13 protein-coding genes are annotated in these 14,634 nt (G+C 57.5%); 8 read left to right on the top strand and 5 right to left on the bottom strand.

From position 1 onward, the window contains the following. Positions 1 to 2 precede the first annotated feature (2 nt). Both JIF53_RS18995 and JIF53_RS18990 read right to left on the bottom strand, forming a co-directional pair. Complete coding sequence (locus JIF53_RS18995; protein ID WP_199454016.1) at positions 3 to 1,178, bottom strand: hypothetical protein; 1,176 nt, start codon at positions 1,176 to 1,178, stop codon at positions 3 to 5. Positions 1,179 to 1,561: 383 nt separating this feature from the next. Continuing rightward, positions 1,562 to 3,154, bottom strand: coding sequence for an isocitrate lyase (locus JIF53_RS18990; RefSeq protein WP_022993107.1), 1,593 nt, complete (start codon positions 3,152 to 3,154; stop codon positions 1,562 to 1,564). Positions 3,155 to 3,465: 311 nt separating this feature from the next. Here JIF53_RS18990 and JIF53_RS18985 point away from each other — a divergent pair, with 311 nt between their 5' ends. The 3 genes from JIF53_RS18985 to JIF53_RS18975 are packed head-to-tail and all read left to right on the top strand — an operon-like array spanning position 3,466 to position 5,704. Then, complete coding sequence (locus JIF53_RS18985) at positions 3,466 to 4,953, top strand: DUF1538 domain-containing protein (RefSeq protein WP_114433810.1); 1,488 nt, start codon at positions 3,466 to 3,468, stop codon at positions 4,951 to 4,953. Next, positions 4,950 to 5,300, top strand: a complete 351-nt coding sequence (locus JIF53_RS18980) for a P-II family nitrogen regulator (RefSeq protein WP_114433808.1) — start codon at positions 4,950 to 4,952, stop codon at positions 5,298 to 5,300. Before JIF53_RS18985 ends, JIF53_RS18980 begins: the two co-directional genes overlap by 4 nt. Before the next feature lie 14 nt (positions 5,301 to 5,314). Further along, on the top strand, positions 5,315 to 5,704 hold the full coding sequence (locus tag JIF53_RS18975; protein WP_011786880.1) for a CBS domain-containing protein: 390 nt from the start codon (positions 5,315 to 5,317) through the stop codon (positions 5,702 to 5,704). Between the two features lie 24 nt (positions 5,705 to 5,728). Here JIF53_RS18975 and JIF53_RS18970 read toward each other — a convergent pair whose 3' ends face one another. Continuing rightward, positions 5,729 to 7,687, bottom strand: a complete 1,959-nt coding sequence (locus JIF53_RS18970) for a CASTOR/POLLUX-related putative ion channel (RefSeq protein ID WP_199454014.1) — start codon at positions 7,685 to 7,687, stop codon at positions 5,729 to 5,731. Between the two features lie 162 nt (positions 7,688 to 7,849). Next, positions 7,850 to 9,586, bottom strand: a complete 1,737-nt coding sequence (dauA, locus tag JIF53_RS18965; RefSeq protein WP_199454012.1) for a C4-dicarboxylic acid transporter DauA — start codon at positions 9,584 to 9,586, stop codon at positions 7,850 to 7,852. Between the two features lie 127 nt (positions 9,587 to 9,713). Between dauA and JIF53_RS18960 the strand changes: the two genes are divergently transcribed. The 3 genes from JIF53_RS18960 (at position 9,714) to JIF53_RS18950 (ending at position 11,726) form a co-directional block, all read left to right on the top strand. Beyond that, entirely contained in the window at positions 9,714 to 9,896 is a 183-nt protein-coding gene (locus JIF53_RS18960; protein ID WP_011786883.1) for a hypothetical protein, read from the top strand. A gap of 91 nt (positions 9,897 to 9,987) precedes the next feature. Continuing rightward, positions 9,988 to 10,920 (top strand): ChaN family lipoprotein, encoded by a 933-nt coding sequence (locus JIF53_RS18955; RefSeq protein ID WP_199454005.1) that lies wholly within the window; start codon positions 9,988 to 9,990, stop codon positions 10,918 to 10,920. Positions 10,921 to 11,015: 95 nt separating this feature from the next. Continuing rightward, the gene (locus tag JIF53_RS18950; RefSeq protein WP_199454003.1) at positions 11,016 to 11,726 is read left to right on the top strand and encodes an SIMPL domain-containing protein; all 711 of its coding nucleotides are present in this window, start codon (positions 11,016 to 11,018) and stop codon (positions 11,724 to 11,726) included. A gap of 14 nt (positions 11,727 to 11,740) precedes the next feature. Here JIF53_RS18950 and JIF53_RS18945 read toward each other — a convergent pair whose 3' ends face one another. Next, a complete protein-coding gene (locus tag JIF53_RS18945; RefSeq protein WP_113879187.1) occupies positions 11,741 to 12,808 on the bottom strand; it encodes a beta-N-acetylglucosaminidase domain-containing protein in 1,068 nt (355 codons plus the stop codon). 178 nt (positions 12,809 to 12,986) lie between these two features. Between JIF53_RS18945 and JIF53_RS18940 the strand changes: the two genes are divergently transcribed. Together JIF53_RS18940 and JIF53_RS18935 are read left to right on the top strand one after the other, a co-directional pair. Continuing rightward, a complete protein-coding gene (locus JIF53_RS18940) occupies positions 12,987 to 14,057 on the top strand; it encodes an acyltransferase family protein (RefSeq protein WP_022993117.1) in 1,071 nt (356 codons plus the stop codon). Between the two features lie 52 nt (positions 14,058 to 14,109). Beyond that, positions 14,110 to 14,568 (top strand): ATPase, encoded by a 459-nt coding sequence (locus tag JIF53_RS18935; RefSeq protein ID WP_199454001.1) that lies wholly within the window; start codon positions 14,110 to 14,112, stop codon positions 14,566 to 14,568. The last annotated feature ends 66 nt before the right edge of the window (positions 14,569 to 14,634 follow it).

Here is a 14,634-nt window from a genome sequence, read left to right as displayed (position 1 = left end):
TCTCAGTTGCTGCCACCACCGGTACTCAGGTTGGACATTACGCTTACATTGGCCTGGGTTACGCTGCCAACGCCAGCATTCTGGGCAAATGCCCCGACGCCGGTGAAGTTGGCGGAGCCACCACTGATCTCGTTACCAGTGCGGGTATCCACATAGGAACCTTCACCGTTGGCGCTGCCATATGTGACATTGGTGCCAGAGACCGAGCCGTTAAGCTCTGCATCGTTCATGAACACTTCCAACGACAGGTTCAGCGTGGTGGTGCTGTTGTCTGAGTTGTCACTGCTGTCACTGTTGTAGGAATCGGTGGCATTGGTGGAGTTATCAGAACTGTCACTGTTGCCACTGTCCGCGATCTTGAACGAATCGTTCACGTTGGTGCTGTTGTCGGAATTATCGGAGTTGTCAGAGTTATCTGAGTTGTCCGAATTGTCGGAATTATCCGAGTTGTCCGATGCATCGGTGTTGCCGCTGTCGGCAATCTTGAAGGCATCGTTCACGTTGGTGCTGTTATCGGAGTTGTCAGAGTTATCTGAGTTGTCCGAATTATCGGAGTTATCCGAGTTGTCTGACATGTCATTGCCACTATCAGCAACCTTGAAGGAGTCGTTGACGTTGGTGCTGTTGTCAGAGTTATCCGAGTTATCGGAGTTGTCTGATGCATCAGTATTGCCACTGTCGGCAATCTTGAAGGCATCGTTGACACTGGTGCTGTTGTCCGAACTGTCGGAATTATCCGAGTTATCCGAATTATCTGAGTTGTCAGACGCATCGGTATTGCCGCTGTCGGCAATCTTGAAGGCGTCGTTCACGTTGGTGCTGCTGTCCGAATTATCGGAATTATCCGAGTTGTTCGAATTATCGGAGTTATTGGAGTTGTCCGAATTATTCGAATTATCAGACATGTTGTTTCCGCTGTCGGCGATCTTGAAAGAGTCCGCCACATCGGTACTGTTGTCTGAATTGTTGGAGTTATCGGAGCTGTCCGAGTTATCGGAGTTGTTGGTGGAGTTGTCGTTGCCAGAGTCCGCGTTACCGGAATAGTTGGTATTGGCAGCGGAATTGTCATTGGCATTGTTGTTGGGATCACCGTCCCCACCCTGGTCAGCCAGTGCAAATCCGGAGATACCCATGCTCATGGCGATGGCAGCGGCTAGCAGATTTTTTTTGGTATTCATGATGTCATGTCCTTTTGATGGTATTGGCTTAAAGGGGTCCAACCCATCCCGCCAGCATTCGGGTAAGCCAAGGTCCAGACCCGCAGAAGACAAGAGCGATTCCCGTGCCAGAAGCCAAGAAAATTACTCAGGACATTGAAAACTATTGGGAAATTTGAATTTCAAAGGCGCCAGAAAACAACCGTGAATTGACGAACTGTTGCGCTGGTGAAACAGCAAACGGTGGCTACATATCAGCCATTTCGCTTTTGTCCCCCAATATCAGCAACCTGGAAAAATCCGCCAGTGTTAAAAAACAAAACCCCGCAGGGCGCGAGCCATGCGGGGTTTCTGGTAGCTGGCAGGCACCTGCGGGTGCCTGCCGGACAATCTGAACCGGTCGATTAACCGAACTGGTTCATGGTGTTGTCTTTACCACCGGCCTTCAGAGCCGCTTCACCAGCGAAGAACTCTTTGTGGTCATCACCGATGTTGGAACCGGCCATGTCCTGGTGCTTCACAGTAGCGATACCCTGACGGATTTCCTGACGCTGTACGCCAGCAACGTAAGCCAGCATGCCTTCGTCACCGAAGTAGCCTTTGGCCAGGTTGTCGGTAGACAGAGCCGCAGTGTGGTACGTCGGCAGAGTGATCAGGTGGTGGAATACACCGGCTTCACGGGACGCATCACGCTGGAAGTTACGGCACCACTCGTCGGCCAGCTGACCCAGCTCGGTGTTGTCGTACTCGGCGCTCATCAGATTGGCGCGGTCGTAGGCAGAAACGTCCTTGCCTTCTTCCTTCCATGCGTCGAATACCTGCTGACGGAAGTTCAGAGTCCAGTTGAAGGACGGGCTGTTGTTGTAAACCAGCTTGGCGTCGGGTACCACTTCCTTGATGCGGTTAACCATGCCAGCAATCTGGCCAACGTGCGGCTTCTCGGTTTCGATCCACAGCATGTCTGCGCCGTTCTGCAGGCTGGTGATGCAGTCCAGAACAACACGGTCTTCGCCAGAGCCCGGCTTGAAGCAGAACAGGCCAGAGGCCAGACGCTTCGGCTTCAGCAGCTTGCCGTTGGACTTGATCACAACGTCGCCGTTCTCGATCTGGGAAGCGTCGTCGATGTACTCGCCGTCCAGGAAGCTGTTGTACTGGTCGCCCAGGTCACCCGGCTCGTTGGTTACCGCGATCTGCTTGGTCAGGCCAGCACCCAGGGAGTCAGTACGGGCAACGATAACACCGTCATCCACACCCAGTTCCAGGAACGCCAGGCGAACCGCGTTGATCTTGGACAGGAAGTCAGCGTGCGGAACGGTTACTTTACCGTCCTGGTGACCACACTGCTTCTCGTCAGAAACCTGGTTTTCGATCTGGATACAGCAAGCACCGGCTTCGATCATCTGCTTGGCCAGCAGGTAGGTGGCTTCGGCGTTACCGAAACCAGCATCGATGTCCGCAATGATGGGCACAACGTGGGTTTCGTGGTTGTCGATCTGCTGCTCGATTTCCTTGGCCTTAGCGGTGTCACCAGCTTTCTCGGCCTCATCCAGAGCGCGGAACAGGTGGTTCAGTTCCCAGGCATCAGCCTGACGCAGGAAGGTGTAAAGCTCTTCGATCAGGCCAGAAACCGCAGTCTTCTCGTGCATGGACTGGTCAGGCAGCGGGCCGAACTCGGAACGCAGGGCAGCAACCATCCAGCCAGACAGGTACAGGTAGCGACGCTTGGTGGTACCGAAGTGCTTCTTGATGGAGATCATCTTCTGCTGACCGATGAAACCGTGCCAGCAACCCAGGGACTGGGTGTACTTGGAAGAATCGGCATCGTAAGCAGCCATGTCTTCACGCATGATCTTGGCGGTGTACTTGGCGATGTCCAGACCAGTCTTGAACTTGTTCTGGGCGCGCATGCGGGCCGCGTGCTTCGGGTTGATGGCGTTCCAGGTGGGGTTCTGCTTCACGAGGGAAGCGATTTGGTCGACGTCTTGTGCGTAAGGCATGGTCTCTATCCTTTCTACGTTTGTGTTCAAAAGGTTCGGAGTGCTGCTGCCAGCAGCCTCCGGAGTCAGCCACCGGCCGGATTAACCGGGCTGGTGGTGACGTTGGGCGTAACTTTAGTGCTTTCGAATTTATAATTGAAATTTATATGGTGTATTTTCGGCATTTTTTAAATGAATACACATAATCCCTGCCGACAGGCTGAAGGCCTATTATTGAGGCGGGTCATTTCGGACAGACTACAGCGTGCTATGATTCAGGCACTTGACCCAGATCAGCAACCTCCCTCACCCACGGGCTACAGGGGCATTCTGTGTTCTACGTCCGCGCCTTCAATCATTCACTCCTGCACGCACTGAAGAACCTGCTTCCCATTGTGATCGTGGTGGCGTTCTTTCAGGTCGCCATTCTCCAGCAGGTGCCAGAGAACCTGTTCAGCATGGTTGCCGGCCTGTTTGTGGTTGCCATCGGTGTTGCCCTGTTTCTGCAAGGGCTCGAGCTTAGCATCTTCCCGCTCGGAAAGAGCCTGTCGAATCAGTTTGCCCGGCGCGGTTCCCTGGTCATTCTCCTGGCCTTCGGCTTTGCTATGGGCTTCTCTGCGGTGATCGCCGAGCCAGCCCTGATTGCGGTGGCCGAGCAGGCGCAAACCATCAGCGAGGGGCGCATCGACAGCCTGACACTCCGGGTGCTGGTGGCGTTGTCCGTGGGTTTCGTGGTGGCCCTCGGCATTTTCCGGACCATCTTCGGCTACCCGTTACACTGGTTCATGATTACCGGTTACGTCATCGTGGTGATCGTCACCTGGTTTGCACCGGAGGAAATCGTCGGTCTGGCGTACGATTCCGGCGGTGTCACCACCAATGTTGTGACCGTGCCGCTGATTGCCGCGTTGGGCATAGGTCTGGCTGCGTCGATCCGAGGCCGGAACCCGCTGATTGACGGTTTCGGACTGGTCGCACTGGCGGTGATGGTACCGATGGTCACCGTGCAGGTTTACGGCATGTTGGTGTACTCAGGTTCTGCCGAAGCCGAGGGTGTCCCGCTCTCACCAGATGTCGGAGAAACCAAGCCTTCCGGCGTGGTCGGCGCACTGCTGGACCTGGTCACCATGATTCGGGATGTTCTGCCCATCATCATCACTGTTCTGTTCTTTCAGTATCTGGTGCTGCGCCGCAAACTCCCCAACCCACGCAAGGTTATCTTTGGCTTTGCGTTGGTGATTCTGGGGCTCTATGCCTTTGTTATCGGTCTAAAGATGGGGTTGTTTCCGATTGGCACCAGCATGGCCGAACAACTGACCGCCAGAGACAATTATCTCTACGTGTACCTCTTCGCCCTGATGATCGGTTTTGCCACAACCATGGCGGAACCGGCGCTGATTGCCATCGGCAGGCAGGCGGAAGAAGCCGCCGGGGGCACCCTGAACGGCAATGTCATTCGTATATTGGTGGCAGTCGGGGTTGCCGTTGGCATCACCATAGGTGTTCACCGGATCATCACCGGCGACTCCATTCACTACTACATCATGGGCGGTTACATCCTGGTGATCGGGCTGACGCTGATTGCGCCCCGCTACATCGTTGCGCTGGCCTATGATCTGGGCGGCGTCACCACCTCGGAGGTCACGGTTCCCCTGGTTACCGCCCTGGGCATTGGTCTGGCCAGCAGTATTGACGGACGCAGCGTTCTTATCGACGGCTTCGGGCTGATTGCCTTTGCGTCAATCTTTCCTATCGTAACGGTGATGGCCTATGCCATCGTATCCCAGTATCTTGCAGAACCACGTAAGGAGACACCATGAAATTCTCGGCACTGGTGGCCATCGTTCCCGAAGACCTGGAGCAGGAGTGTATTGATGCTGCGCGGGATTGCGGTGCCGGAGGAATCACTGTGATGTCCGGCCGGGGCATCAGCAACACCGCGAAAAAGACCTTCTTTGGCCTGACCTACGATGGCAGCCAGAGCGTACTGCTGATGGTTCTTGAGAAAGGGCTGTCACTGGATGTGCTGAAGGCCGTCCAGAAAGTCATCATGCCCGACGCCAAAGATTCACAGGGGATGATCTTCACCGTACCACTGGAGCACCTGGGTGGCATCGACATGGCTCAGGTGGAAAAATTTGAGCAACATCTGAAAGACTCTCTGTAACCGGAGCGCAGACAATGAAACTGGTCAAAGATGTGATGGTGACCGACATCATCAGGATTTCACCCTTCGCCACCATTCGCGAGGCGCTGTCCCTGATGAAGCGGCACAATGTGAAATCACTGGTGGTGGAGCGCCAGAATGAGCACGATGCCTGGGGGCTGATTACCTATACCAATATTCTCAAGTCCGTCATCTCGGAGGATGGCGACATCGATTTGCTGAACGTCTACGATGTGTGCGCCAAACCGGTGATCAGCGTAGGTGAGAACCTGGCGCTGAAATACGCGGCCAGACTGATGACCGAGTATCGGGTTAAACGCCTGCTGGTGCTGTGTGACAACGACATTTCCGGGTTCGTGGTCATGGACGACATCATGCAGGCACTATTGGATACCGTCGACTAGAAACACCGGCCCCGGGGCGCCGACTCAGTTTTCCGACCCCAGGCAAAGCACCAACAGCTGATCGCCATCGCGCAGATCCAGGTACTGGCTCCGGGGCGGATTCATCTGCAAATGGCGCCCGCGTTCATCCGCTCCGGCCCGATAAACACCCAGGGCAATTTCCCCGCGCTCCGCCACAATCTTTTCCAGCACCTGGAAATCCGCGCTGGCCGGCAACGGGTAGTCGTGGGGGTTCCGGAACTGGATTTCTGCCCCACCCTCCGTGAACAGTTCATCCAGCACCACCCGCAGTTCTCGCCGCAGGGCCACCTGAGCCAGTACATGACTGAGGATCATCGGGCTGATCAGCATCTCGCTCTTGTGGCCGTACAACAGATGGCGGTTGTCCGGGTCACTCAGTTCCATAATAATCTGCGGTCGCCTGGGGGCGGCCGACAGAACATCTTCCAACTGGAGATAGCCCACCATGGCACGGGCATCGGCTTCCTCTCCGGAGCCAACTCGATCACTGCTGAGCAACATCACTGTGTCGTATCCGGCTGGATCAAGGCGTCGAAGGTCCTCTTCCACCATGTAGTCGGCTTCCAGCAGGCGACCGTTTACTTTCGACAGGTCAACGCCGTAACGCTGCATTTCCCGATTCCGGTCATCCAACGGAATCGCCGACACCAGATCGAGTTCAAAAACCCGACTGCCATAGCTGGCAAACTCGGCCGCCATGGTCGGCACCCTGCGGTTCCAGCCCAGTACCAGCACCCGGTGGACACCTGGAACCGGCTCTGGCAGGGCCTGATTTTGTCTTCGCTCCAGCTTCGGCAACGTCGCTGCCTTTGGCACGGCCACGGTATGCTGGTAATCCCGGGCCAGAAGCACAACCCGGTCTTCGTTGCGGATGACCGTGCCGGAATCTGCCAACAGATTGACCTGCCAGCCCCCGCTCGGGTTTGGATGCAACAAACCCAGGACAATCGCATTGGGCCGCTGGCTTGCCAGCTCTGCCAAGGTCAGGCCTTCAGCGGTTTCTCCCCCACGCACGAAAATCTCGTTGCCTTCACCGGCGGTCAGCAACTCGTTGTAGACCTCGGAAAGGTTCGGGTGGATGACGTTCTGAACCATCAACCTGCTGATGGTGGCATCACCGGCCACCACTTCCACGGCCCCGGGGTAGGCCCGCTCGATAACGGGCAGTTTACGCATGTCCTGAATTTCAGCCACCACAAAGGGCAGCCGGGCGTTGTAGTGCCTGGCCTGGGCGGCGATGGACAACAGCGCCTTCACGGTTTCAACATCGGAGGTTACCAACGAGCCGCCCTCGTGCACCTGGCTGGGCACAATCACCGCCGCCGCATCCAGACAGGCAACCCGATGCAACGCTTCCGGCTGAATGGCAGTGCCGCTGCGCAGAATCACTTCCCGGGCTCGCCGGCCAATACCAGGCTCCCTGATCAGTTCGTGCAAATGCTCGACACTGGCCTCTTCCGCCAAAAGAACCAGCCGCAGTTTCTGGGCATCATGCTTCTCCAGAAACCGGGCCATACGCCCAGACGAACCAAATAACTCCGCTACCAGCGGCGGCGTCTGGGCGGTCCAGCCCAGCACGACGATATGGTTCTTCAGCGTCACCGGGGTAAGCCCCCGCTCCAGATCTTCCATCTTGGCAATCAGCCAACGGGTGAGAATGGCCACCAGTGTACCCATGAACACCACGTAGCCCATTATCGTCAGCAGGGTGGAGACAATACGTTGCCAGGTGCCCACGTCGTCTCCCAGGTAACCCGGATCGGTCAGGCGCAAAAATGCCCACCAGATGGCGTGCCCGGCACTTTCAAACTCGCCGGCCTGGGGCAGCACCACCAGCAGACCGCCAATCAGCGATATCAGCGCAATAAAGCCACCAACCACCAGCAACTGAAAACCAGCCCCCTTGACCAGCTGGCGCTCCACGATGAACTTGATCCGATCAACAATTCGAAATGGCAGCATTCGATCCCTTATAGCGTCGTTCCCGCGGCAAACGGTTTGCCGGTTTCTGATTCTGTCGCCTAGGATAGTTCAAACAGTCCCGGAAGGTGAGCCCTGACATGATGCGGCCTTCAGGCAGTCTTTTATCGATCACTGGTGTGTTATGCCAACTGCCTGTTTTTTTTAGGTCTGCCAGTCCATCTCTGACAACTCAACCAGCGCCGCCTCCAGAGTCGGGTAGAAATAGCTCACGCCGGGCTCCGGTTTTACGCCGGCCCGGGCCAGGGTTCTCAATGGCTGGAACTGCAAGTCGGCAATTACAATGCGGGTACCGGTTTTCCGGCAACTGGCGATCAGTTTGTTCAACGCCGCCAGGCCGCCAGCGTCGAGGATGGTCACTCCGTCCATGTACAACACCAGACCCTCAGCCTGCTGGGACAAGTCTGCCAGCTCGCCGAAGATGCGGTCAGCAGCCGCGAAAAACAGCGGACCATTGATCTTGAACACCTGCCAGCCCTCCGGTACCCCGGCCTGTTGAACCCGTTTGCTGCCGGTAATGTCAGTCACTTTGGTCATTTGCGCCATTTCCCGCATAAACAGCACCGCGGCCAGCAACACCCCGGTGGTGATGGCAATTACCATATCCAGGGCCACGGTCAGGCCGAAGCAGGTCAGGAAAACCAGGATATCGCTGCGGGGCGCGGTCCTCAGCAGGTGCACGGCTTTCGGCGCCTCACTCATGTTCCAGGCCACCATCACCAGCAACGCGGCCATGGCCGGCATGGGCAGATAGGCAAGAATGCCGGCCAGGGAGACCAGCGCCAGCAGCACCACCAGCGCATGAATCATCGCAGCCACCGGTGATTCAGCGCCGGCCCGGTAATTGGCGGCCGACCGGGCAATAGCGGCGGTGGCCGTGATACCGCCAAAGAACGGTACCACCATATTACCAATGCCCTGCCCCATCAGCTCACTGTTGGCACTGTGGCGTTTACCGGTCATGCCATCCAGCACCACGGCACAGAGCAGGGATTCGATGGCCCCCAGCATGGCGATGGCGAAGGCGGCCGGAATCAGCTCCCGGAACAGGTCCCAGGACAGGCCGATAGGGCGTCCGTCGGCCCCTGCCTGCTGCCAGGGCCAGGCAAATTCCGGTAAAAACGGCGGTATTCCGGCACCGGTGCTGCCATCAGGAAGCAGGTAGCTGAAGCGTGACCCCACGGTCTCAATCGCCGCGCCACCAGCGTTCAACCACAATGCCAGCAGACTGCCAACAATCACTGCTGGCAGATGAGGCGGCACCGGAGTTCTCAGCCTTGGCCAGAGCAGCATCACCGCCAGGGTAACCACCGCCACCAGCGTACTCAGTCCATCCAGCGCCGGCAGTTGCTGACCCAGGACCGCCAGCTTGTCCCAGTAATGCTCTGGCATAGCGTCAATGGAGAGCCCGAAGAAGTCTTTTACCTGCAAGGTGGCAATCACCACGGCAATGCCACCGGTGAATCCCAGAGTGACGGATTCGGGGATATACTCAATAAAGCGGCCCAGGCGCATCACCGCCATAATCACCAGCAACACACCGGACATCAGCGTAGCCAGCAGCAAGCCACCCAGGCCATAGCTCTGGGCGATCGGATAGAGAATCACAACAAAAGCGGCCGTTGGTCCGGAAATGCTGTAGCGGCTGCCGCCAAACAGGGCAATCAGAAAACCGGCTATGATAGCGGTATAAAGGCCATACTGCGGCGCAACCCCGGAGGCAATCGCCAGCGCCATCGCCAGCGGAATGGCAATGATGCCAACCGTGGCGCCAGCCATCAGGTCCTTGAAAAAGCGCCCGCTGCTGTAGGGTTCATCAACGCAGGCCTCGCGAACGGCGTGAGCGGTACGAAGAGAAAAGAGATGGGCGCGATGGGGCATGAACAGACTCTCTCAGGCCAGGCATTTGGTTACATTATATGCTCATCATCTGTACACTCAATGTTAATATGATTAACATGCCAGTCTGTAACTATCTTCGCTGAACCTGTTGAGAACCAGAAACACCATGGAAAACCGAACTGCCCGGCTGACCCTGTTGATTGACCCTGAAAAGAAGAAAGTTTTCGAGGCCCTTTGCAAGCAGGAGGACGTGACTCCCTCCCAGAAGGTGCGTCAGTTCATTCGTGAATATGTGGAAGAGCGGCTCGGGCCAGACTGGCGCGAGCACAGCGGCCAGAAAACCGACTGACTCCGGCAACGTACAATCGGATATGAAAGCTTACGCCACCCGCCTTGTCCTGACGCTTGTAACCGTTGTCGCCTTCACAGGATGCACAGTCATGCGCACAGAGAACCGGCCCGCGCCCGTCAGCCAGTACGATGCCGTGATCGTCGACGCCAGCACCGGCGATATCCTCACGGTCGCAGAACTGGCCCGGCAATTGGCAGACACCGATGTAGTGGTGACGGGGGAATACCATGGCCACCATGCCTCGCACCTGTTACAGGCCCGCCTTCAACAGGCGCTGTACCGGCACAACCCCCGGCAGATCCTGACCATGGAGCAGTTCAACCTGAACCACCAGGATGCCCTGGATGCCTACCTGGCCGGACAAACCGGCGAAACGGAAATGATCGAAGACGCGGGCGCCTGGGAGAACTACAAAGGCTCCTACCGGCCCCTGGTGGAATTTGCCCGTGAACACCAGTTGCCGGTTATCGCGGCCAACGCCCCGGCAGATATCGTGCGCTGTGTCGGCCGTGAGGGGATGGACTATCTGCAACGCCTTCCAGAAGCGCAACGCGCCGCCCTGCCCGAACAGGCCTTCCTGGATACCCCGGACTACCGTGACAAATTCGTCGACGCCATTGCCGGCAGCCACGGTGCGGAACAGACAGAACTGACCGGGCGCCTGCTAAGTACCTATCAGGCCCAGCTGTTGCGGGACAACACCATGGCCGATCGGATACTGACTGCACTGAATGAACATCCCGGACATCAGGTTTTGCACACTACAGGCACCTTCCACAGCGAACAGCGGCTCGGTACCGTTGCGGTCCTTGAGCAACGGGCACCAGAACTGAGCATTGCAGTGCTCTCACCGGTTGAATGGTCGCCCCCGGAACAGGCGATGCCGGTGGCAGAAAACCGCCACAAGGGTGACTACCTTTACTTTATTCTGCCCCTGCCTCCGGAATACCGGGACGCGGAACGCCAGCGCAGCGCCATGCAGAAACGCTTCAGCCGCCATTCAGACACCCGCTGCGAGTGATCAAAGTGGCGCGTAAGGCGCGCCTTCCCAGCAGCCCCGGTTCCCGTTAACCTGCGCAGTCATCAGGACGTTTTCCGAACCGCAAGGAGTAAGCCATGAAAGTTGTCTCTGCCCTGATTATCGGCCTGTGCGCCATTGTTGCCGCTTCCCTGTTGAGCCAGGGCTTGATGGGGCTGCGCACGGCCGATCGCTACGTAACGGTCAAGGGCATGGCCGAACGGGAAGTGCAGGCAGACCTGGCGCTCTGGCCCATCCGCTTTGTTGCCACCGGTAGCACGCTGGACGAAGCACAGAACAAAGCCCGAAGCAGCCGGGAAGCCATCATGGCGTTCCTGAAACTGCAGGCCATTGACCAGTCTGCGGTTGAACTCCAGCGCCTGGATGTAACCGACACCCGCGCCAATCCCTACGCCGGCAATAACAACGAGCAACAGTACATCATCAATCAGACCCTGATGGTGCGCAGCACCGATATCGAGCGCATCCGGCAGGCGGCCCAGAACGTCAGCGAGCTGGTGGATTCCGGCGTAGTGTTGTCCTCGGACTACGGCCCGAGCGGCCCCACTTACCTGTTCAACGGCCTGAACGATATCAAACCGGCCATGATCGCCGAGGCCACAGCAGCGGCCCGTGAATCCGCCCAACAGTTCGCTCGGGATGCCGAGGCCAAACTCGGCAGCCTGCGCCGGGCCAATCAGGGTGTGTTCCAGATTCTGGCAAGGGATCAGGCACCAGGCGTGTCGGAGCAACAACAGCTGGTGAAAACCGTGCGGGTGGTCTCCACCTTCGATTACTACCTGGAGTAACCGAAAACAGGTGCCTACTGGGTGGCCACCATTTCGTCGGTCACCTGATAGTCGCCGGCCAGCCAGCGCAGGATCTCGTGAGCCGCGGGGTGATCAAACGCGTCGTAGGTGTGAATCAATGCCTGCTTTTTCTCATCGCTGATGCGTGCCAGCCCGGTGTCCTGCAGGGTCAGTAGATCCTTGTGCAACTGCCCCGCAAGCTCCAGACCAAGCACTTCCCGCGCTGCATGCAAAAACGCCTGACCATACTGGTAATCCGGCCCCTGGCGGTAGCATTCCGCCAGCGTGATCGCCGGGATGGTGGTCAGTACCGGCTGCAAAGCCGGATTGATGGCATGACCGGCAAGGTAGGCGGCATTGCCGGCAGGGCGGCCGGTGAAACCACGCAGATGCAGATGCCGGGACATGCGATCGCCATCATTCACCGGGTAATTATCCCAGAGGAGTGGCTTGCGCCCCAGCAACTTGCTGACACGTTTGAGATGGCCCGGAGAAACTTCACGGGAACAGACCTCTTCCCCGGTCCAGAAAACTCTCACTTCACGGTCCAGCTCCGCCCCCAGGGTTTCCAGATAGTCCGCCGGCCGCTGCCCGAAGACCCGGTCCAGCACCGGGTCATCGGAGTAGTAGGTGGGGCATACGCTAAGTTTGCCGGCACTGGTATTGGCTTTTACCCAGTCCACGATCTGAGCCTGGGTGCGGGCCAGGTCCGGAGTGTCCGGGTGCATATCATCAAACAGGATAGCCAGCTCCTGGATACCTAGGCGATCCAGCATTGTCAGTTTCTTCGCCAGGGCCTCCCGGGCCGTCTCATCGAAGTTATTGAAGATTTCGAACGGGCTCAGCCCGACACCAAACCGCACACCTTCACGCCGGCAGAATCTGGCAAAGTCCGCCAGTGCCTCAGCCTGCTCCGGAGGGTGCGGTTCCTGCCAGCGACGACGCAGGTAAGGGTCGGCCTTGGGGGCATACAGATAGAAGCCGTAACCATGGGCAAGCAGGGCATTGACCAGTTGGCGCCGTTCGGACCAGGTCCACAGAGGCCCGTAAAATCCTTCAATAATTCCCAGTTCCACCGTCATAAACCTGTCGCTCCCTGTCTGCCACCCAAGCGAATACTATACCGGACCAGCTGCCTTGATGACGGGATCGTCAGCTCTCAGCAAGCATACCGTATAATTAGATCCTAGCCGCTACTGTCACAACCTGCCTAGAATAAACGATCCGGTAAAATGTTGAGTTTTCAGGAGCACAGCTTTCATGCCCAATGGTCAAGACCGACTGCCCGCACTGGACGCGCTTCGAGGCATAGCGGCCCTGGGTGTGGTGCTGTTCCACTACCTCCCCTACTACGACAAACTCTACGGCCACAGTTTCAGCACGCCGGACACCCTCGGTTTCGGGCGCTACGGGGTTCACCTGTTCTTCATCCTCAGCGGCTTTGTCATCTTCATGACCCTGGAGCGCACCCGCAGCGCCAGCTGGTTCGGACTGGCCCGAGCCTTCCGCCTGCTGCCTGCACTCTGGGCCGGCATTGTATTGACCTGGATTGCCGTTCAACTGATGGGGCCAGCTGACCGCATGGTGAGCCCGGGCTCGGCGCTACTGAACATCACTCTGCTGCACGAATACCTGGGCCATCCCCATGTCGATGGCGCCTACTGGAGCCTGGTTATTGAAGCCACGTTCTACGTCTGGATTGCCTTGCTGTTCTACGGGCTGGGGAGCTGGCAGCGCATGCGGCCAGTACTCTGGGCCTGGACTCTGGCCAGCTACGCGGCGGTGATCTGGTGGAAAGCCATTCCCGACGGGCTGGAATTCCTGATCAAAGACCTGTTGTTTACCCGCTACGCGCCCCTGTTCATCAGCGGCATGCTGATCTACCGCTGGCACCGCCACAACCGCTTGCCGGTCGCGGATCTTGCGCTATTGACACTAACCATCAGCCACTGTCTGCTCGCTTACAAGGCACCGTTCAACCTCTTTGTGCTCGGCTGTTATGGCGTTTTCGGGCTGGCTGTCGCCGGCTACCTCAACGTTCTGGCCCGGCCGGGACTGCTCTGGCTGGGCAGCATTTCATACACCCTGTACCTGGTGCACCAGAACATTGGTTATGGCGTGATTGATCTGGCTTACAAAGCCGGACTACCCGGCCAACTTGGTGTGATGATGGCACTGGCCGTTGCCATTGGTCTGGCGGCAGCCCTGCATTACGGTATCGAAAAACCCGCTCTGCGCTGGTTCCGGCAGTGGCGGAAACGTGCCGTACCGGATACCGGTCTGACGTTGATCAACGCCCCGGTGCCGAAAAAAGCGGAAAATCTTGACTAGACTGAACACAACAAAAAACCTGAAACCCATTGCCTGACAAGAGTAAGACGCCATGGAAATCAAAACCTTCGCAGACCTGATTGACTGGACACGCCAGCTCCACGCCCACCTGGCCCGGTGCCTGCACGAATCCGCCCAGAAAAATCAGAACGAACGCGCTAGCGCCTTGCTCGATTACATCAGTTCCCACGAGGCACTGCTGGAACAGGCTGTTGCCGAGTACGAGAAACAGGCCGACCCGAAAGCCATGACCACCCGCCTGTACGATTATGGCGTGCATAAACCCATCGAGAAGAACCGCACCTGCGATACCCGCTATAACGATCTGGATTTTGACGGTATTGCCCGGGAGATCTTTGATTTCCACGACCAGGTGATGGACCTGTACGACTCCCTGATCGGCAAAGCCGAGATTCCCGAGGCCAAATCCCTGCTGGAGGATCTGAAATCCCTGGAGGAGCATGAGGCCATGCGCCTGGCCAGCCAGATCGGTCGAATGAACGACGTTTAACGTTAGACCAATGTCGTAGTCCGGCAATTTTTTGCTGCAGCCCACCCGCCATAGTTGCTAATCTGA

The organism is Marinobacter sp. bablab_jr008 (assembly GCF_016464145.1).
In the GTDB taxonomy this organism is placed as follows: Bacteria; Pseudomonadota; Gammaproteobacteria; order Pseudomonadales; family Oleiphilaceae; genus Marinobacter; species Marinobacter nauticus.
This window is presented reverse-complemented; position numbering and strand designations above follow the sequence as displayed.